General features: G+C 73.1%; 20 protein-coding genes and 1 rRNA gene. 16 read left to right on the top strand and 5 right to left on the bottom strand.

Annotated elements, in window-relative coordinates; all coding sequences use genetic code 11:
- Positions 1–90, top strand: a 5S ribosomal RNA gene (rrf, locus tag JOD95_RS15520); the annotation flags it as partial.
- Here the strand turns inward: rrf and JOD95_RS15515 are convergent.
- Positions 91–1,176 (bottom strand): hypothetical protein, encoded by a 1,086-nt coding sequence (locus JOD95_RS15515; RefSeq protein WP_209685950.1) that lies wholly within the window; start codon positions 1,174–1,176, stop codon positions 91–93.
- Between the two features lie 198 nt (positions 1,177–1,374).
- Between JOD95_RS15515 and JOD95_RS15510 the strand changes: the two genes are divergently transcribed.
- The 10 genes from JOD95_RS15510 to JOD95_RS15465 all read left to right on the top strand — a co-directional run bounded on the left by JOD95_RS15510 (position 1,375) and on the right by JOD95_RS15465 (position 11,175).
- Positions 1,375–2,115 carry a hypothetical protein gene (locus JOD95_RS15510; RefSeq protein WP_209685948.1) on the top strand — a complete coding sequence of 247 codons (741 nt, stop codon included), beginning with the start codon at positions 1,375–1,377 and terminating at the stop codon, positions 2,113–2,115.
- Positions 2,116–2,140: 25 nt separating this feature from the next.
- A complete protein-coding gene (locus JOD95_RS15505; protein WP_066656392.1) occupies positions 2,141–3,118 on the top strand; it encodes an HAD-IIA family hydrolase in 978 nt (325 codons plus the stop codon).
- A 10-nt stretch (positions 3,119–3,128) separates the two neighbouring features.
- On the top strand, positions 3,129–3,425 hold the full coding sequence (locus tag JOD95_RS15500) for a hypothetical protein (protein ID WP_209685947.1): 297 nt from the start codon (positions 3,129–3,131) through the stop codon (positions 3,423–3,425).
- Entirely contained in the window at positions 3,412–4,257 is an 846-nt protein-coding gene (locus JOD95_RS15495) for a TlyA family RNA methyltransferase (RefSeq protein WP_251155665.1), read from the top strand. The genes JOD95_RS15500 and JOD95_RS15495 overlap by 14 nt, the downstream gene beginning before the upstream one ends.
- The gene (locus tag JOD95_RS15490; RefSeq protein WP_209685945.1) at positions 4,254–5,177 is read left to right on the top strand and encodes an NAD kinase; all 924 of its coding nucleotides are present in this window, start codon (positions 4,254–4,256) and stop codon (positions 5,175–5,177) included. Before JOD95_RS15495 ends, JOD95_RS15490 begins: the two co-directional genes overlap by 4 nt.
- Positions 5,174–6,868 (top strand): DNA repair protein RecN, encoded by a 1,695-nt coding sequence (gene recN / locus JOD95_RS15485; protein ID WP_066656385.1) that lies wholly within the window; start codon positions 5,174–5,176, stop codon positions 6,866–6,868. Before JOD95_RS15490 ends, recN begins: the two co-directional genes overlap by 4 nt.
- A 212-nt stretch (positions 6,869–7,080) precedes the next feature.
- On the top strand, positions 7,081–8,802 hold the full coding sequence (locus JOD95_RS15480) for a CTP synthase (RefSeq protein ID WP_066656378.1): 1,722 nt from the start codon (positions 7,081–7,083) through the stop codon (positions 8,800–8,802).
- 114 nt (positions 8,803–8,916) lie between these two features.
- Positions 8,917–9,546, top strand: a complete 630-nt coding sequence (locus tag JOD95_RS15475) for an NUDIX hydrolase (RefSeq protein WP_209685943.1) — start codon at positions 8,917–8,919, stop codon at positions 9,544–9,546.
- Complete coding sequence (locus tag JOD95_RS15470) at positions 9,543–10,142, top strand: DUF1349 domain-containing protein (RefSeq protein WP_066656372.1); 600 nt, start codon at positions 9,543–9,545, stop codon at positions 10,140–10,142. The genes JOD95_RS15475 and JOD95_RS15470 overlap by 4 nt, the downstream gene beginning before the upstream one ends.
- A 40-nt stretch (positions 10,143–10,182) precedes the next feature.
- Positions 10,183–11,175 (top strand): site-specific tyrosine recombinase XerD, encoded by a 993-nt coding sequence (locus JOD95_RS15465; RefSeq protein WP_209685974.1) that lies wholly within the window; start codon positions 10,183–10,185, stop codon positions 11,173–11,175.
- Between the two features lie 381 nt (positions 11,176–11,556).
- On the opposite strand, the gene JOD95_RS15460 is transcribed toward JOD95_RS15465, so the two are convergent.
- Positions 11,557–12,000 carry a DUF2510 domain-containing protein gene (locus JOD95_RS15460; protein ID WP_066656369.1) on the bottom strand — a complete coding sequence of 148 codons (444 nt, stop codon included), beginning with the start codon at positions 11,998–12,000 and terminating at the stop codon, positions 11,557–11,559.
- Between the two features lie 129 nt (positions 12,001–12,129).
- Here JOD95_RS15460 and JOD95_RS15455 point away from each other — a divergent pair, with 129 nt between their 5' ends.
- On the top strand, positions 12,130–12,609 hold the full coding sequence (locus JOD95_RS15455; protein WP_209685972.1) for an ASCH domain-containing protein: 480 nt from the start codon (positions 12,130–12,132) through the stop codon (positions 12,607–12,609).
- 15 nt (positions 12,610–12,624) lie between these two features.
- On the opposite strand, the gene JOD95_RS15450 is transcribed toward JOD95_RS15455, so the two are convergent.
- Complete coding sequence (locus JOD95_RS15450) at positions 12,625–13,656, bottom strand: LLM class flavin-dependent oxidoreductase (RefSeq protein ID WP_245172483.1); 1,032 nt, start codon at positions 13,654–13,656, stop codon at positions 12,625–12,627.
- A gap of 56 nt (positions 13,657–13,712) precedes the next feature.
- Here JOD95_RS15450 and JOD95_RS15445 point away from each other — a divergent pair, with 56 nt between their 5' ends.
- Both JOD95_RS15445 and JOD95_RS15440 read left to right on the top strand, forming a co-directional pair.
- The gene (locus JOD95_RS15445; protein ID WP_209685940.1) at positions 13,713–14,045 is read left to right on the top strand and encodes a TraR/DksA C4-type zinc finger protein; all 333 of its coding nucleotides are present in this window, start codon (positions 13,713–13,715) and stop codon (positions 14,043–14,045) included.
- 281 nt (positions 14,046–14,326) lie between these two features.
- Positions 14,327–14,794, top strand: coding sequence for a TIGR02611 family protein (locus JOD95_RS15440; RefSeq protein ID WP_235426374.1), 468 nt, complete (start codon positions 14,327–14,329; stop codon positions 14,792–14,794).
- A gap of 13 nt (positions 14,795–14,807) precedes the next feature.
- Here the strand turns inward: JOD95_RS15440 and JOD95_RS15435 are convergent, their stop codons facing one another.
- Positions 14,808–16,058 carry an MFS transporter gene (locus JOD95_RS15435; RefSeq protein ID WP_209685938.1) on the bottom strand — a complete coding sequence of 417 codons (1,251 nt, stop codon included), beginning with the start codon at positions 16,056–16,058 and terminating at the stop codon, positions 14,808–14,810.
- Between the two features lie 106 nt (positions 16,059–16,164).
- On the opposite strand from JOD95_RS15435, the gene JOD95_RS15430 reads away from it, so the two are divergent.
- Positions 16,165–16,542 carry a helix-turn-helix transcriptional regulator gene (locus JOD95_RS15430; RefSeq protein ID WP_066656359.1) on the top strand — a complete coding sequence of 126 codons (378 nt, stop codon included), beginning with the start codon at positions 16,165–16,167 and terminating at the stop codon, positions 16,540–16,542.
- Positions 16,539–18,173, top strand: a complete 1,635-nt coding sequence (locus JOD95_RS15425) for a methyltransferase (RefSeq protein ID WP_374191736.1) — start codon at positions 16,539–16,541, stop codon at positions 18,171–18,173. The genes JOD95_RS15430 and JOD95_RS15425 overlap by 4 nt, the downstream gene beginning before the upstream one ends.
- Positions 18,174–18,196: 23 nt before the next feature.
- On the opposite strand, the gene JOD95_RS15420 is transcribed toward JOD95_RS15425, so the two are convergent.
- The gene (locus tag JOD95_RS15420) at positions 18,197–19,063 is read right to left on the bottom strand and encodes an NAD(P)-dependent oxidoreductase (RefSeq protein ID WP_066658693.1); all 867 of its coding nucleotides are present in this window, start codon (positions 19,061–19,063) and stop codon (positions 18,197–18,199) included.
- Positions 19,064–19,171 lie beyond the last annotated feature (108 nt).

Below are 19,171 nucleotides of genomic sequence, written 5' to 3'. Positions count from 1 at the left end.
CCCGGTCACATTCCGAACCCGGAAGCTAAGCCTCTCAGCGCCGATGGTACTGCAAGGGGGACCTTGTGGGAGAGTAGGACGCCGCCGGACTCAACGTAAGTGATGTGGCCATCGGCCCTCCATCGAGAACTCGTAGGGGAGACCCTCGTTCTCGTGGAGGCCGGTGGCCACATCTGTTTCCGCCGTAGGCCGCTCGACTCGCGCTCCGGTTCGTGATGGACTGGGCCCAGCAGTGAGCACGGACGACCGTGCGGCACCCCCCACAACGACACAGCGGACGATCGCCCGGCGCATTCGAGCACGGGCACGCGATGAGGAGCAACGGTGGCGAACGACGACGAGCAGCAGCGCAACGACCGGGATCGCGGGGAGCGGCGCGAAGGCAGCCGCTGGTCGTCCGGGCCGCGCGACTTCGAGCGTCGCGAGGGGGATCGTGCGCGACGGGACGGTGACCGTCCAGCCCGCGACGCCGGCCGGAGTGGTCGTGACGACCGTCGGGGCTTCCGCGAGGGCGACCGGTCGTTCGGTGACGGTGGCCGTCGGCCGGCTCGGCAGGGTGACCGCGACGGTGCGGGGCGTCCGCCCCGAGGTGACGGTCCTCGAGGCGCTGACCGCCCGGGCCGTGATGGTGACCGCCGTCCGTTCCGTGGTGGCGACGACCGTCGTCCGCAGCGTGACGGTGGCGACCGTCGTCCGCAGCGTGATGGTGATCGTCCCTTCCGTGGTCGTGACGACCGCGCGCCCTTCCGCGGTGGCGACGACCGTCGTCCGCACCGTGACGGTGGCGACGACCGTCGTCCGTTCCGTGGCGGCGATGACCGTCGTCCGGCGCGTGACGGTGGCGAGCGCCGTCCGTTCCGTGGTGGCGACGACCGCCGTCCGCAGCGTGACGGTGATGACCGCCGTCCGTTCCGTGGTGGCGATGATCGTCGTCCGCAGCGTGACGGTGGTGAGCGTCGTCCGTTCCGTGGTGGCGACGACCGCCGTCCGCAGCGTGACGGTGATGACCGTCGTCCGTTCCGTGGTGGCGATGATCGTCGTCCGTTCCGTGGTGGCGATGATCGTCGTCCGCAGCGTGACGGTGGTGAGCGTCGTCCGTTCCGCGGTGGCGACGACCGCCCCCGCCGCGACGACGACCGGGGCGACCGCCCTCGGTTCGGCGATGGCTCCCGTCATGCCGGCGCACGCTTCGGCGAGGCTGCCCGTGACGACTGGGAGGACCGTGACCCGTACGGCACGCGTTCCGTCCGTCCGCGGCACGAGGACCCCGAGATCGACGAGAGCGTCTCGCCGCGGGACCTCGACCCGGCTGCCCGCGCCGAGCTCAAGACGCTCAGCAAGGACAACGCCGAGTGGGTCGCGAAGCACCTCGTCATGGCGGCGCTGCTCGTCGACGAGGACCCGGAGACGGCCAACCTCCACGCCCTGAGCGCTGCGCGTCGGGCCGGCCGTGTGGCGGTCGTCCGCGAGACCGCGGCGATCACCGCGTACCGGACGGGCGACTTCGCCACGGCGCTCCGTGAGCTGCGCACCTACCGTCGCATCTCCGGCAAGAACGACCAGCTGCCGATGATGGTCGACTGCGAGCGGGGTCTCGGACGTCCGGAGCGGGCGCTCGAGCTCGGCCGGTCGGTCGACCGCGCCGCGCTGGACACTGCGGTGCAGGTGGAGCTCGCGATCGCGATGTCCGGCGCCCGGATCGACCTGGGCAACCCGACGGCCGCGCTCGGCGAGCTCGAGATCCCGCAGCTCGACCCGACCACGGCGTACAGCTGGTCGCCGGCCCTCTACAGTGCTTACGCGGCCACGCTCGAGGAGCTCGGCCGCCAAGACGAGGCCGACGAGTGGTGGGCGCGGGTCGACCGGGCTGCCGCCGCCCTGGCCGAGATCGCCGACGAGAACGCATGGGAGACTGTCGATGTGGTCGAGGAAGAAGTCGAAGGACACGACGAGCACGACGTCGTCGTCGGTGACGAGTCCGTCGCCGGTGACGAGCACGGGACCGGAGCGCTCGACGACACCGACCAGCTCGGCGACGACGTCGACCCCGACGACGACCTCGGCGAGATCGACGACGACAACCCCCGCGACGTCGACGGCTCCGCAGCCGACTGACGTCCCGACGCCGCCGACGGACGGTGTGGACGTCGTCCTCACCGACCTCGACGGCGTCGTGTACCGCGGACGCAACGCGATCCCGCACGCTGTCGAGGCCCTGACACGGGCGTCGCTGACCGCTCGGGTCGGCTACATCACGAACAACGCCTCTCGTCGGCCGTCGGACGTCGCGGAGCACCTGGAGGGCTACGGCCTCGAGGTGACCGCCGACGACGTCGTGACCTCGTCGCAGGCGGGCGTGCGGCTGCTCGAGACGCTGGTGCCGGCCGGGTCCACCGTGCTGGTCACCGGCGGCCTCGGGCTGACGAGCATCGTCGAGGAGGCGGGCTTCACGGTGACCACGAGCGCCGACGACGCTCCGGCAGCGGTCATCCAGGGCTTCTCGCCGGACCTCGGGTGGACGCACCTGGCCGAGGCGTCCTTCGCCCTCGCCGATCCGGACGTGCCGTGGGTGGCGACGAACATGGACTGGTCGATCCCGGTCGAGCGTGGCATCGCGCCCGGCAACGGCACGCTCGTGTCCGCGGTGCACCAGGCCGTCGGGCGGATGCCGGTGGTGGCGGGCAAGCCGGAGCGACCGATCTTCGACGCCGCGATCGCCCGCTTCGGCGGCGAGCACCCGCTGTTCATCGGCGACCGGCTCGACACGGACATCAAGGGCGCGAACGACGCCGGCATCCCGAGCGTGCTCGTGCTGACGGGCATCGACCAGGCGAAGCAGGTGCTCGCGGCCGACCAGCGCTCGCGTCCGACGTACGTCCTGCAGGACCTCCGTGGGCTGTCCGAGCCGTACCCGGTGACGGTGCGGCGGCAGGACCCGGACGGCACCCGGTACGTCACGGTCGGTGGCGCCACGGTCGCGATGCACGGGCACGTCGTCCGGGTGCTCGACAGCGGGACCCCGATCGACCTGCTCCGCGCCGGGGCGGCGCTGATCTGGGAGTCCGGACTGGCGATCTACGGCCTCGACGTCGACCCGAAGCTGTACGGCGGCGAGTAGCGTGACCGACGTGCCCCACCCGCAGCAGCCGCCCGAGCAGGAGCCGGGCGAGCAGCAGCAACCGGGCGAGCGACAGCCGGGCGAGCACCGACTGCCCGCGCAGCAGCCGGATGGCTTCGCGGAACGCACCGCGGCTGCCGAGGCGCTGCCCCTGCCCGAGCGCGCCGACGCCTTCGCCGCGCTGCACGACGATCTGCGCACCCGCCTCGAGAGCGGCCAGACACCGCAGGGGCACAGCTCGGGTCGCGCTGCCGGCGCCACGCAGGTGTGGGGGAGCGGACGAGGAGACGGCGGTGCCGGTGCCTGAGCACGACGAGGAGCGCCCGGTCCGGTTGGACGCCCTGCTCGCCGCCCGCGGGCTGGTCAGGTCACGGACCGCCGCGGCGAAGCTGGTCCAGGCCGGCCGCGTGACGGTCGGGGGCACGGCGGTCGTGAAGCCGTCGGCCCCGGTCGCGCCGGACGCCGAGCTCGTCGTCGACACCGAGGACGAGTGGGTGTCGCGTGCGGCGCGGAAGCTCGTCCGTGCCCTCGAGGCCTTCGACGTCGACCCGAGCGGGCGCGTCGTGCTCGACGTCGGCGCGTCCACGGGCGGGTTCACACAGGTGCTGCTCCACCACGGAGCCGCCCGCGTGGTCGCCCTCGACGTCGGGCACGGTCAGCTCGACCCGGTGGTCGCGATCGACGAGCGGGTGCGTGTTGTCGAGGGGTGCAACGCCCGTGACCTCACGCCGGACACCTACGCGGCGCTCGACGACGCAGCGCCCCGCACGAGCCTGGTCGTCGGGGACCTGTCCTTCATCTCCCTGCGCATCGTCCTGCCCGTGCTGGCGGCCGCCGTGCCCGCGGACGACTTCGTGCTGCTCGTGAAGCCGCAGTTCGAGGTCGGCCGTGGTGGTGTGCGCGAGGGCATCGTGCGCGACCCCGCCCTGCGGAACGACGCGCTCATGAACGTGCTCTGGTCGGCGTGGGACGCGGGCCTCGGGACGGTCGGGCTGACCGCATCGCCGATCGTCGGCACGCACGGCAACCACGAGTACCTCGCGCACTTCCAGCGTGGTGTCGGGGGTCATCCGGCAGGATGGGGGAACCCGACAGCGTGGATCGGTCGGGCCACCGAACTCACCGAAGGGGCTGCATGAGCGACGACGGCCGGCACATCCTGCTCGTCTCCCACACGGGCCGACAGGACTCCATCGACGCCGCCGTCGAGGTCTGCGACCTGCTGCACGCCGCCGGACTCACCCCGGTGATGCCGTTCGACGAGTACGCCGACGTCCGACGGGCCGAGGCCTCGGTCGGCCAGGTCGACATCCTGGGTGTCGACGTGCAGGCCGACGCCCTCGAGATCGTCATCGTCCTCGGCGGGGACGGCACGATCCTCCGTGCCGCCGAACTCGTGCGGGGGACGCGCGCCCCGATCGTGGGCGTGAACCTCGGACACGTCGGCTTCCTGGCCGAGAGCGAGCGCGACGGGCTGCGGGCCACGGTCGAGCGTGCCCTCGTCGGCGACTACAAGGTCGAGGAGCGTGTGACGCTCCAGGTCGACGTGGTCGTCGGGCACGAGGTCGTCTACTCGTCGTGGGCGCTGAACGAGGCGACGATCGAGAAGGCCTCCCGCGAGCGCATGCTCGAGGTCGTCACCGAGGTCGACGGTCGGCCGCTGTCGTCCTTCGGCTGCGACGGCGTCGTCGTCGCCACCCCCACGGGGTCCACGGCCTACTCGTTCTCGGGCGGCGGCCCGATCGTCTGGCCGGACGTCGACGCCCTGCTCATGGTGCCGCTCAGCGCGCACGCCCTGTTCTCGCGTCCGATCGTCGTCGGGCCGGACTGCACCCTCGCGATCGAGGTACTCCGGCGCACGAGCGGCGTCGGTGTCCTGTGGTGCGACGGCCGTCGCACCCACGACCTGCCGCCGGGTGCCCGGGTCGAGGTCCGTCGATCGCCCGACCCCGTCCGGGTCGCCCGGCTGAAGGACGCGCCCTTCACCGACCGGCTGGTCGCCAAGTTCCAGTTGCCCGTCGCGGGTTGGCGCGGTCCGGCGACCGAGGACGACGCATGATCGAGGAGATCGTCATCTCCGACCTCGGCGTCATCGGCGAGACCACGCTCGAGCTCGGACCCGGCTTCACCGTCGTCACCGGCGAGACCGGTGCGGGCAAGACCATGATCGTCACGGCGCTCGGGCTGCTGCTCGGTGCCCGGGCGGATGCCGGCTCCGTGCGCCGCGGCGCCTCCAGCGCGGTGGTCGAGGGGCGTTGGCACGTCCCGGACCACGCCGCCGTCGCGGAGCGTGTCGAGGACGCGGGCGGGACCGTCGAGGACGGCGAGCTCATCCTGACCCGCACGGTCTCGGCGGAGGGCCGCAGCCGTGCGACGGTCGGTGGCCGCAGTGCCCCGGTCGCGGTGCTCGGCGAGCTCGCCGACCAGCTGGTGACCGTGCACGGGCAGTCGGACCAGATCCGCCTGACGTCGGCCTCGGCGCAGCGCGCCGCCCTCGACGGCTTCGGCGGCAGGGCCGTGCAGCGGGCACTCGGTGCCTACGTCGCCGCCTACGACACCTGGCAGGCGCACGCCGGCGAGCTGGAGACGCTCGTGCGGGACCGCGACGACCGCGTCGCCGAGGCCGAACGCATCCGCGCCGCGTCGGACGAGATCGAGTCGGTCGACCCGCAGCCCGGCGAGGACGTCGAGCTCGCCGAACGCGCCGAACGCCTCGGCAACCTCGAGGAGCTCCGCCTGGCCGCCGGCACCGCCCACGAGGCACTGTCCAGCGAGTCCCTCGACGGGGTCGCCGACGTCGTCGGACTGGTCGAGGCGGCACGCCGGGCCGTCGAGCGCGTCGCCGGGTCCGACCCGGCCCTCCAGCCCGTGCTCGAGCAGCTGACCGAACTCGGGATCCAGGCCTCGGACGCATCCGCCGGCCTGTCCAGCTACCTCGGCTCGTTGGAGCCGGACGCCGGGCACGACCTCGAGCTCGTCAACGAACGCCGGGCACTCCTGGCGAACCTGACGCGCAAGTACGGCGAGACGGTCGACGACGTGATCGCGTACGGCCAGCGGGCGAGCGACCGGTTGCTGGAGCTGGACGGTGACGACGACCGCATCGTCGCGCTGCAGCAGAGCGTCGAGCAGGACGAGCAGGCCCTCGCGCAGACGGCCGCGGCGCTGACCGCGGCCCGCACGAAGGCCGCGGGCGACCTCGCGAAGCGGGTCACCGCGGAACTCCGGACGCTGGCGATGGCCGGCGCGACCCTGGTGGTCGAGGTCACCGACGGCGGCGAGTACCGCCGGCACGGGCGCGACCAGGTCGCGATCCTGCTCCAGCCGCACTCCGGCACCGACCCCCGCCCGATCGGCAAGGGCGCGTCCGGCGGTGAGCTCTCGCGCGTGATGCTCGCGATCGAGGTCGTCATGGCCGGCAGCACGACCGTCCCGACCTTCGTGTTCGACGAGGTGGACGCCGGCGTCGGCGGAGCCGCGGCGATCGAGATCGGTCGGCGGCTCGCGAAGCTCGCCGAGCGGACACAGGTCATCGTCGTCACGCACCTCGCCCAGGTCGCCGCGTTCGCGAACAACCACCTCAACGTCGTCAAGGACGCCAGCGGCGCCGTGACCTCGTCGAGCGTGCGCCGGCTCGAGGGCGAGGACCGGCTCCAGGAGATGGCCCGCCTGCTCTCCGGCCTGGGCGACAGCGCGAGCGGCATCGAGCACGCGCGCGAACTCCTCGACGTCGCCGGCCAGCGCGCCTAGGCAACGTTCCGGCCTGGAGGCACGCCCCGCCCCGTCCCTCCGCCCTCGTCCGCGACACGCAACGAAGGCGGCTCCGCGCAGCGGTACAGCGCTGCGCACAGTCGCCGACGTTGCGTCCTGCGGGGACGGCGGGGGTGACCGGTCGGCGGGCGCAACGCCCGCGGCGAACGCGGGTCGCGCCTCCCGGCAGTTCTGACGTACGATGGAACCCCGTGGCGGACACTCTCAGCGGCGGAACCAATTCTTCGACCTCGACCCCGAAGGTCACGAAGCAGATCTTCGTGACCGGCGGGGTCGTCTCGTCCCTCGGCAAGGGCCTGACGGCGGCCAGCCTCGGCAACCTGCTCACGGCGCGCGGCCTCAAGGTCGTCATGCAGAAGCTGGACCCGTACCTCAACGTGGACCCGGGCACGATGAACCCGTTCCAGCACGGCGAGGTCTTCGTGACCGACGACGGTGCCGAGACGGACCTCGACATCGGGCACTACGAGCGCTTCCTCGACATCAACCTGTCGCAGGCCGCGAACGTCACGACCGGTCAGGTGTACTCCAGCGTGATCGCCAAGGAGCGTCGCGGCGAGTACCTCGGCGACACCGTCCAGGTCATCCCGCACATCACCGACGAGATCAAGCGTCGGATGCGCGAGCAGGCCGAGAACGACCCGCAGCCCGACGTCATCATCACCGAGGTCGGCGGCACGGTCGGTGACATCGAGTCCCAGCCGTTCATCGAGTCCGCCCGCCAGGTCCGCCACGAGCTCGGCCGCAACAACGTGTTCTTCGTGCACGTGTCGCTCGTGCCGTTCATGAGCGCCTCGGGCGAGCAGAAGACCAAGCCGACGCAGCACTCCGTCGCCGCGCTCCGCTCGATCGGCATCCAGCCGGACGCCCTCGTGCTCCGCTCGGACCGCCCGGTGTCGGAGTCGAACAAGCGCAAGATCGCCCTCATGTGCGACGTGGACGAGGACGCCGTGGTGAACGCCGTCGACGTCCCCTCGATCTACGACCTGCCGACGCTGCTGCACGACCAGGGTCTCGACCAGGTCATCATCGACGCGCTGAAGCTCGACGCGCACGACGTCGACTGGTCCGCGTGGAACCCGGTCCTCGACGCGGTGCACGAGCCGAAGAAGCACGTCACGATCGCGCTGGTCGGCAAGTACATCGACCTGCCGGACGCCTACCTGTCGGTCACCGAGGCCCTGCGCGCCGGTGGCTTCGCCCACAACGCCAAGGTCACGCTGAAGTGGGTCGTGTCCGACGACTGCACGACGCCCGAGGGCGCCGCGAAGCAGCTCGGTGACGTCGACGGCATCTGCGTCCCCGGCGGCTTCGGAGTCCGCGGCATCGAGGGCAAGCTCGGCGCGCTCAGGTTCGCGCGTGAGCAGGGCATCCCGACGCTCGGCCTGTGCCTCGGCCTGCAGTGCATGGTCATCGAGTACGCCCGCCACGAGGCCGGCCTGACCGACGCGTCGAGCACCGAGTTCGACCCGGAGACCTCGACGCCGGTCATCGCGACCATGGCGGAGCAGGTCGACATCATCGCCGGTGGCGACATGGGCGGCACGATGCGCCTCGGCCTGTACCCGGCGCACTTCACCGACGGGTCGCTCGCGGCCGAGCTCTACGGTGCGTCCGAGGCCTCGGAGCGCCACCGTCACCGCTACGAGGTGAACAACACCTACCGTCAGCAGATCGCGGACGCCGGCCTGGTGTTCTCGGGCACCTCGCCCGACGGCACCCTGGTCGAGTACGTCGAGCTGCCGCGCGACGTGCACCCGTTCTACATCGCCACGCAGGCACACCCGGAGCTGCGCTCGCGTCCGACGAACGCGCACCCGCTGTTCGCCGGGCTGGTGGACGCGGCGATCGCGCGCCACGAGGCGTCCAGCCTGTTCGACCCGGCCGAGGAGTCGGCGGAGGTCGTCGCGTAACGCGCGCTGTCGCTCAACGCGCGTTGTCGCTGACGGGAGGCGCGGTGCCAGCTGGCACCGCGCCTCCCGTCCGTCCCGGGGAGGGCTGACGGAGCCGCGTGCCAGGATGGGCTGGTGACTGCCGCTGACGCACCGATCGCCGACGAACACGCCTCGTACGAGGTCACCGACTCCACCGTCGTGTACGAGGGTGCCGTCTGGGACGTCCGCCGTGACCACGTCGACTACGACGGGCACGACATGGTCCGCGAGTACATCGACCACACGGGCGCCGTCGCCGTCTTCGCGGAGGACGACGAGGGCCGCGTGCTCGTCATCCAGCAGTACCGCCACCCCGTGCAGCTGCGCGACTGGGAGCTGCCGGCCGGGCTCCTCGACCACGAGGGCGAGGACCACCTCACCGCCGCGCAGCGGGAGCTCGGGGAAGAGGCCGACCTCGAGGCGGACCACTGGGAGCCCCTCGTCCGGTACAACACCTCGTCGGGCGGCAGCGACGAGTTCATCCAGGTCTACCGGGCCCGTGGGGTCCGTGCGACGGCGTCCGCGTTCGAGCGTGAGGCCGAGGAGGCGGACATCGTGACCCGATGGGTGCCGCGGGCGGAGCTCGTCGAGGGGATCCTCGCGGGCCGCCTGCAGAACTCGGCGCTCGTCGTCGCGACCCTCGCGGTCGATGCGATCGAGCGGGGCGCGGTCGAGCGCGGCGCGGTCGAGCGGGGCGCGGTCGAGCGGGGCGCGACGGCGTGACGGCCGACAGCGGGCTCGGTGCCCTGCTGCGGGACGGGCTCTGGACGCACGAGCCCGTCGCCGTCGAACCCGTCGTCGACCGCGCCGCCCTGCTCGTGACCGCGGAGGAGGGCAGCGATGCCTGGCGGACGACCTCGTACGGGTTCGTCCACGACTCGGAGCACGCGCTCCTCCGACCCACCGACGGCGCGTTCGCCGTGGAGGTCTCGTTCGTCCTCGACTTCGCGGAGCAGTTCGACCAGGCCGGGGTGTTCCTGCGGGTCGACGAGCAGGAGTGGGTGAAGGCGGGCGTGGAGTTCTCCGACGGGCTGCCGCAGGTCGGGGCCGTCGTGACGCACGGGACGTCCGACTGGTCCGTCGCGCCCGTGCCGTCCTGGACCGGGCGGGTCGTGACGGTGCGCGCGAGCCGCTCCGGTGACGCCGTGACGATCCGGGCCTGGGCCGACGGCGAGGAGCCTCGGCTGGTGCGGGTCGCGCACCTCGACCCGGACGCCGTCGTGTCGGCCGGCCTGTTCTGCGCCGCACCCACCCGGGCCGGGCTCACGGTGACCTTCACCGCCTGCCGCTTCGGCGAGCCGGACGCCGGGCTGCACTGACGACCTGCGCAGGGCGGTCCCGCACTAGTTTTGTCGGGTGATCCCCCTCGACCGTGCCACCGACACCTACCTGCGGCACGTCGCCGTCGAGCGGGGACTGTCGCAGCACACGGTGGCGGCCTACCGGCGGGACCTGGCGGTGTTCACGGAGTGGCTCGCCTCGACGCCGGCGGTCGACTCCGCGGGCGCGGACCGGGCTGGGGGAGCGGAGGCGCTGACGGACGTCGCACGCCTCGCCCGCGCGGACGTCGCCGGGTTCGTCACGCACCTGACCTCGCGACCGGAGCAACCGCTCGCGCCCCGGTCGGTCGCCCGGATGCTCAGCTCGGTGCGGTCCTTCACCGCGTTCGCGGCCGCCGAGGGCTGGCTGCCGCTCGACCCCGCCACGGCCGTCCGGCCACCGAAGGCGCCGTCACGGCTGCCGAAGGCGATCTCGGTGCACGACATGGAGCGACTGCTCGGCGCCGCGGGTTCGGCGGACGACGACCCCGTGCAGCTGCGGGACCGGGCGCTCCTCGAGCTGCTCTACGCCACGGGCGCGCGCATCTCCGAGGCGGTCGGGTTGTCGGTGGACGACGTCGCGACGCTGTCCGACCCCGAGGACGACGAGGGCGACGGGCTCGCGGTCGTGAAGGTCACCGGCAAGGGGAACAAGCAGCGCATCGTGCCGCTCGGCAGCTTCGCGCGGGCCGCGGTCGACGCGTACCTCGTCCGGGCCCGGCCGGTGTTCGCGGCGCGTGGGCCGTCGACACCGGCGCTGTTCCTCGGCGCTCGGGGCGCACGGCTGTCGCGGCAGAGCGCCTGGCTCGTGATCCAGGCGGCGGCGGAGCGGGCCGGACTGGCCGCGCACGTGTCCCCGCACACGTTCCGGCACTCGTTCGCGACGCACCTGCTCGAGGGCGGCGCGGACGTGCGCGTCGTGCAGGAGCTGCTCGGGCACGCGAGCGTCGCGACGACGCAGATCTACACGCTCGTCACGGCCGACATGCTGCGCGACGTCTACCAGACGGCGCACCCGCGGGCGCGGCGGTAGCGCTGCGCCCGGCCGGGGCCGGGGCCGGCCGGGCGGGGCCGGAGGCGGGGCCGGGGTGACGTGCGGCGCGACGTGCTCGGGCACAACCGGAAGCACGTCGCGCCATGGAGAACCCTGGCGCGACGTGTTTCCCGTGGTGCGGCGCGCCGAGCGCCGCGGGCGCGGCGGTAGCGCTGCGGCCGGCCGGCTGGCCGGCCGGGCGGCCGGGCGGGCAGGGCCGGAGGCAGGGTCGGGGTGACGTGCGGCGCGACGTGCTCGGGCACAACCGGAAGCACGTCGCGCCATGAAGAACCGTGGCGCGACGTGCTTCCCGTGGTGCGGCGCGCGGCGCGCCGAGCGCGCGAGCGCCGCGGGCGCGGCGGTAGCGCTGCGCCAGCGCGCTCAGAACAGGTGGAACTGCGCGGACGCAGCGACCACGCCCGTGGCGACCGCGACCACGAGGGCGCTCGCCGCGGCGCTCCGCCACAGCGCCCGCCAGCCGCCGGTCGCGCCGGGACGCACGATCGCGAGGACGCCCGTGACGACGGCCAGCGTGCTCGCGATGCCGACCGGGTTCCAGACGATCGACACGACCGCGAGCAGGACCGCCACGAGCGCCGCCGCCCCGACCCGCTGCACGGACCCGCCGGACGCCCACGACCCGGTGCGCACCGCTGCACCCTCGACGGAGAACGACGGCCCGACCGGTGCGACGACGACCGGTGCGACGGGCTCCTGCCGTGCCGGGAGCACACGCGTCGCCCCGCCCCACGCGTGGCCGTCCCACCACCGGAGGCGGTGGGCGTCCTGGGGGTCCGGGAACCAGCCGGCGGCCGGCAGCGTCACGGGGTGCTCCTCGCGGGTGCGGTGGATGGTGCACCTCGACGCTACGCAGCCGGGAGGCACGGCCACAGTCCCACAGCGGGTGTCGGCAACAAGGGGGACCGGTCGCACCTGCGCTACGGTCGTGCGGTGATCACCGCCGACGCCGAGACCCTGTCCGCCTTCTGGGCCGCCCGCCGCGACGAGGCACCGGAGCTGCCCGAGGCCGTGCCGGAGGCGTGGGCGTTCGGCGCGACGCCGGACCACGCCGACGGTCTGCTCGACCTGGTGCTCCGCGGGATCAAGGACGGCACGGCGTCGTCGATGTGGGACTACGAGGCGACGGGCGACCCGCTGCCCGAGGTCGGCGAGCTCAGCGTCATCCTCGACGGGAGGGGTGACCCCCGGGCCGTGATCGAGACGACGGACCTGCGGGTCGTCCCGTTCGACCAGGTCGGCGAGGAGCACGCCCGCGTCGAGGGCGAGGGGGACCGCACCCTCGCGCACTGGCGTGCGGTGCACGAGCGCTACTGGCGTGAGCACTCCGAGAACCCGCGCGGGTACGAACCGGACATGCCGGTGCTGTGCGAGCGCTTCCGCCTGCTCTGGCCGGAAGCGCCCGCGGGGGCGTGAGCCGGACGACCCGACCTACGCGGGGACGGTCGCGGCGTCGACCTCGTCCATGACGGCCTTCGTCGCTGCGAGCAGCCGGGCGTTGAAGTCCACGCCGAGCTGGTTCGGCACGGTGACGAGCACGGTGTCGGCAGCCCGGACCGCGGCGTCGGCGGCGAGTTCGGCCACGAGCTGCTCCGGCTCCCCGATGTAGGAGCGACCGAAGCGGGCGAGTCCGCCGTCGAGGTGCCCGACCTGGTCCTGCCCCTCGACCTGCGCCCGCACGCCGAAGTAGTGCCGCGACTCGTCGTCGGTGATCGGGATGATGCTGCGCGACACCGAGACCCGGGGCGTCCGCTCCCAGCCCATCTCGCGCCACGTCGTCCGGAATCGCTCGATCTGCTCGGCCTGCAGCTGGTCGAACGGCACGCCGGTGTCCTCGGTGAGCAGGGTCGACGACATGAGGTTCATGCCCTGTTCGGCCGTCCACTCGGCGGTCGCGCGGGTCCCGGCACCCCACCAGATCCGGTCGGGCAGCGTGTCCGACAGCGGGGACACCGACAGCGACCCGGCCGACCCGGTCATCTGCGGGTTCGCGTGCGCCATCGGCTCGCCGGCGATCGCACGACGGAACACGTCGGTGTGGGAGCGTGCCATGTCGCCGCCGTTGGTGTCGTGCGCCTCGGGCACGTAGCCGAACTGCTGGTACCCGGCGAGGGCGGTCTCCGGTGACCCCCGCGAGACACCGAGCTGCAGTCGGCCTCCCGAGATGAGGTCGGTGGCCGCGGCTTCCTCGGCCATGTAGAGCGGGTTCTCGTAGCGCATGTCGATCACGCCGGTGCCGATCTCGATGCGGCTGGTCCGGGCGGCGATCGCCGAGAGCAGGGGGAACGGCGCCGCCTGCTGCGGAGCGAAGTGGTGGACGCGGAAGTACGCGCCGTCGACACCCGCTTCCTCGGCCGCGACGGCGAGGTCGATCGCCTGCACGAGGGCCTCGCGGCCGCTGCGCACACGCGAGCCCGGCACGTCGCGCCAGTGCCCGAAGGACAGGAACCCGATCTTCGTCATGCCGATGCGAACGCATGCTGCTGCGGCCGCATTCCGACGCGACTACGGTCGTCGGCATGGACGACCCCCGCACCGCGCTCGCCGACGAACGGCGGCGCAACGAGCGGCTGCTCGCCGACGTCGAGCGCAGCATGCGGGACGTCAGCGACGCGCGTCAGGACGCCAACGCGGACGACGAGCACGACCCCGAGGGTGCGACCCTCGCCTGGGAGCGCGGGTCGCTCGGTGCGGTGCGCGACGACGCCCGGGAACGCATCCGCCTGGTCGACGCCGCGCTCGCGCGGCTCGACGCCGGCACCTACGGGCGGTGCGCCGTCGGCGGCGAACCGATCCCGGAGGCCCGTCTCGCCGCGGTCCCGTGGGCCGCGACGTGCGTCGCACACGCGTGACGAGCCTCCAGGCCGACGTGGCCCGCTGACGGGTCTGCGGCGTGCGCGACACAGCCCCGACTGCGCGACACGGCCCCGTCTGCGCGGGACGCCGCGGGGCGCGCAGAACGCCGTTGCATCCGACGCCGTCTCGACGAGACCGCGGCGTCTCGACGGAACGAGGGCGCCGGTGGGCCGAGGCCCGTGACGGCCGGGAGGCGCGGTGTCCGCCCGTCCCACCGCTCACGCGGCGTGGACCGGTCGCGCCGCCGTTTCCCAGCCGCGCGCCCTAGGTTGCCGCCATGGACGACACCCACGAGCGACCCGACGCGGTCGTGCGTGCCGACACCACGGCTCCCGAGACCGACGCCGACGACCGGCACCACCGCTTCCGGTGGTTCCGTCGGATGCGCGCCTGGATCCACGCGCGGCCGGGGTGGCACCTGTTCTACAAGGTGCTCGTCGGGATCGTCGGCGGACTCGTCGTGGTGATCGGGCTCATCCTCGTGCCGCTGCCCGGTCCGGGGTGGCTCGTGGTCTTCATCGGCCTGACGATCCTGGCGAGCGAGTTCCACTTCTTCCACCGCATCATCACGTGGCTGCGCGCGCAGCTCCACCGCTTCTGGGACTGGGCGAAGGCGCACGGACCGCAGTGGCTGCGGAGGGCGGCCGACCGCGGCAAGGCCGACGTCGACGCGGCGCACGCCGACGCACACCGCAGCACCGGGGTCCGCGCACAGCGACCGAACCGGGCGCGGGCCGGGCACTAGCCCTCGCGCAGCGCTACTCGGCGACGGTCCGGACGGAACCGGTCGCGGTGCGCTCGACTGCCTCGGCGGCGCGCTCCTCGACCCCGGCCGCGCTGCGTGACGCGAGCTGCAGCACGAGGGCGATCGCCGCGGCGAGGACGATGAAGGCGCCGTAGCCGGCGAGCACCGGCACGAAGCCGAACGCCGGTTCGACGAGTCCCGCGACGACGGCGGGTACGCCGAACGCCAGGTAGCTGACGATGTAGACCGACGACAGGAGTCCGGCGCGGTGCGTCGGCGCCGCGGTGGCGAGCAGCATCCGCAGGGGTGCCTGGAAGCCCGCGCCGAAGCCGACGCCCGCGATCGCGCTGCCGACGACGAGCCCGGGCAGCGAGTGCGCGAACTCGAACGCCACGGTGACGACCGGGCCGACGATGAGCGCGACGAGCCCGAGGAACAGGCTCCGACGTGTGTCGAGGCGCTGGATGGCGAGACCGGTGAGTCCGCCGACGCCGGTGACGACGGCGATGAGAGCCCCGGCTGCGAAGTGGTCGTGGATGCCGAACACCGCGCCGAGGGCCGACGGCACGAGCGACAGGAACAGCCCGCCCAGTGCCCAGCTGGCGACGAGCGCCCCGGCGACGCCGCGGAAGAGCGCCCGCGACGCCCGCGGGACGGACACGGTCGGGCGGAGGGAGCGGAGTGCACCCGGTCGGCGCGTGACCCGCTCGGGCACGACGACCAGGGCGGCGACGAGCAGCAGCAGGAGCGCACCGAAGAGCACGTAGACGAGCTGCTCCGGTGCCGGGCCCCACTCCACGAGGGCGCCGCTCGACACCGCGCCGGTCGCCAGGGCGAAGGGTGGGACGGCACCGTTCAGCACGCCCGCGAGCGAGGGGAAGCGCTCGAGCGAGTTGTCGATGAGCGCTGCACCGAGGGCGCCGATGAGCAGCCCGACCGCGACGCCCTGCACGATCCGGTCGACCACGAGGGCCGTGAACCCGTCGGCGCCGGTGAACAGCACGAGCGACACGACGAGCAGCAGTCCGCCGGCGACGAGCACGGGCTTCCGGCCGACGTGGTCGGACAGCCGACCGGCGACGAGCATGGTGACGAGGAGTCCGGCGACGTAGATCGCGAACACCCCCGTGAGCATGAGCGGCGTGAGGTCCCACTCGGCGGCGTAGACGGGGTAGATCGGCGACGGGACCGAGGACGAGGCCATCGCCACGAAGAGCATGGCGGCGAGGATCCAGAACCCCGCGACTCCGCGTGCTGACTGCATGGTGGCACCTTCCGGCCGGATCGACTGCTGTACGACAGCATTCGTACAGCAGTGCACCAGTACGACGCAAGTCGTACTACTGCCAGCGCGGTGCTACCGTCGTCGCATGCCCGCCGCGCCCGTGGACTCCGTCGTCGCCCCAGAACGCCTGCCGCAGCCGACCGTCGCCGAGATGGACCTGCCCGTCGTGCTCGACGCACTGAGCGACCCGATCCGGCTGACGATCCTGCACCGCTACCTGGTCGACGCCGCCGGCGGCGTCCGCAGCTGCGGGTGGGTCGGGGTCGACCGACCGAAGTCGACGCTGACGCACCACTTCCGCGTCCTGCGCGAGGCCGGCCTGCTCGAGCAGCACCAGGAGGGACTGACGCGGTCGAGCCGGGTCCGGGTCGAGGACGTGCAGCAGCGCTTCCCCGGGCTCCTCGACCTGGTGGCCGCGTGGCAGGTCCCCGCGACCGTCATGCGCGAGGAGGTCCCCGCGTGACCGGCCGGCCCCGCGGTCCGATCGCCCACGAGCTCCCGACGATCACGACCGTCCCCGCGGTGACGACGGCGCTCGCCGCCGACCTCGACGCCGCGGGCTTCACCGTCGACCGCATCGACGCACTCTGGGGCACCGAGGCCGCCGCATCGCTGCACCGCGGTTCCCGGGTCGCCGCGCTGCGGGCGCTCGCCGCGCGGGACTCCACGCCGCTGACCACGCTCGCGACGCTGTTCGTGCTCGGCCTGCCGGTCGACCGGAGCGATGCCGAGCGGGCGTTCCCGACGGCCGGGCTCGACGCGGTGCTCGCGGCCGGTCTGCTCCGGATCGATGGCGACACGGACGACGCCGGTGCTCCCGACGCCGACCACCTCCTGGTCCACCCGACCGTCGACCTGCGGCCCTACGCCTTCGTCGACGACCTCGGCGCCGGCAGCTGGTGGATCGTCTCCGACCTCGGGGAGCTCGCGCTCGGCACCGCACTGGGCGAGGAGCACGTGCTCGGCATCGGCGGCGCGACCACCACGCTCTCCGGGCTCCAGGTCCCGGTGCCGGTCCGTCGGGTGCTCGACCTCGGGACCGGGTGCGGGATCCAGGCCATGCACGCCCGTCGCTTCGCCGACGAGGTCGTCGCCACGGACATCTCCCGCCGTGCGCTCGACATCGCCCGGTTCAACGCGGCGCTCAACGGCATCGACGGCATCGAGTTCCGGCTCGGGTCGCTGTACGAGCCGGTGGCGGGCGAGCGGTTCGACCGGATCGTGTCGAACCCGCCGTTCGTCATCACCCCGCGTCGCGACGACGTGCCGTCCTACGAGTACCGCGACGGCGGCATGGTCGGCGACGCGCTCGTCGAGACCGTGCTCCGCGGGCTCGCCGACCACCTCGCACCCGGCGGGACCGCGCAGCTGCTCGGCAACTGGGAGTACCGCTGGGGCGTCGACGGGCTCGACCGGGTGCGCTCGTGGTTCGCGGACGCCGAGGACCTCGACCTGTGGGTCGTCGAGCGGGAGCGCGAGGACCCGCCCGCCTACGCCGAGACCTGGATCCGCGACGGCGGCACGAAGCCCGGCACGGACGGGTTCGACCGGCTCGTGGACGCCTGGCTCGACGACTTCGCGACCCGGCGGGTCACCGGGGTCGGTTTCGGGTACGTGGTCGTCCGGCGTGCGTCGGCGTCGGCAACGGAGATCGGTCGGCCGGGAGGTACGGCTCGCCTCCGCCGCGCCGAGCGGGTCCCCGAGGCGCTCGGTTCCAACCCCGTGGGGCTCGGCGCGACGGTCGCACGGGTGCTCGACGCCACCGGGTGGCTCGAGGTGCACGACGACGAGGCGCTCGCCGCCGCACACCTGCGGGTCGCCGGTGACGTGACCGAGGAGCGGCACTACTGGCCCGGGAACGACGACCCGACCGTGATCACGCTCGTGCAGGGCGGTGGGTTCGGCCGTCGGGTGGACGCGGACACGGCGCTCGCCGCGTTCGTGGGTGCCTGCGACGGGGAGTTGTCGGTCGCGGCGATCGTCGGGGCCATCGCGCAGATCACCGGCGTCGACGAGGACGCGCTCGCGGCAGACCTGCTGCCGCGCGTGCGCGACCTGGTGCTGGACGGCCTGCTGCTCGCGCCGACGTCCTGAGGCCGCCCCGCGCCTCCCTCCGGTCAGCGCGAGCGGTGGTTCCGCCAGGTGTGCTCGGGGGCGTAGCCGAGGAGCTCGCGGGCCTTCTCGCTCGAGAGCAGGGAGCTCGTGCCGTCGATGTCCGCACGGCGCTCGATGTCCGGCACGAAGCGCTCCACGAGCTCGATCGTCGGGGTGTCCATCACGGTGTCGGGGCTCGCGATGACGAACGCCTCGAACCCGGTGAGCTCGGCCTCGAGCGACCGCCGCACGGCCTGCGCCCCGTCGCGCGAGTCGATGTACGACCACAGGTTGAAGGTCTTCGCCTCGGGGGAGGCGTCCCACGGGAACGACGGGTAGTCGGTCTCGTCCATGACGTTCGAGAAGCGCAGCCCGATCATCTTGAGCTCCGGGTCCCAGCGGGTGAAGTGGCGGGCCATCTCCTCCTCGACCGCCTTGCCGAGCGAGTACGAGGACTGCGGGCGGACCGCGAACTCCTCGTCGACGGGCAGGTACGGCGGGTGGTGCTCGCCCATCGGGATGCCGAGCAGGGTCTCGCTCGACGCCCACACGACGTTCTTGATCCGGGCGACACGGGCGGCGTGGAAGACGTTGATCGACGCGGTCACGTTGTTCGTGATGAGAGCGACGTCGGGCACCTGTCCGGGGGCCGGTACGGCGGCGAGGTGCACCACGGCGTCGACGCGGTCGTAGCGGTCGTCGATGCCCGTGAGCGCCCCGAGCACCTGGCCGTAGTCGCTCAGGTCGATGCGGACGAAGGGCACCCGCTCCGGCTTGTCGGGGGAGGGCACCCGGTCGAGCAGGACCACGTCGTACCCGTGCTCGTCGAGGTCGCGGACGACCGCCCGTCCGAGCTTCCCGCTGCCTCCGGTCACCACAACACGCGTCATCGCGTCACTCCACATCGTCGTCGGACGGCCTGGTCGGCCGGACCCCATCCTGCCGTGCGCGCCCGAGCGGGGACCAGGCACTGGCGGTACCTGTCCGGGCGGCGCAGG

This window comes from Curtobacterium sp. 1310 (assembly GCF_017834105.1).
Lineage (GTDB): Bacteria > Actinomycetota > Actinomycetes > Actinomycetales > Microbacteriaceae > Curtobacterium.
Note: the sequence above shows the minus strand (reverse complement) of the source record. Positions and strands in the feature narration are given on the sequence as shown.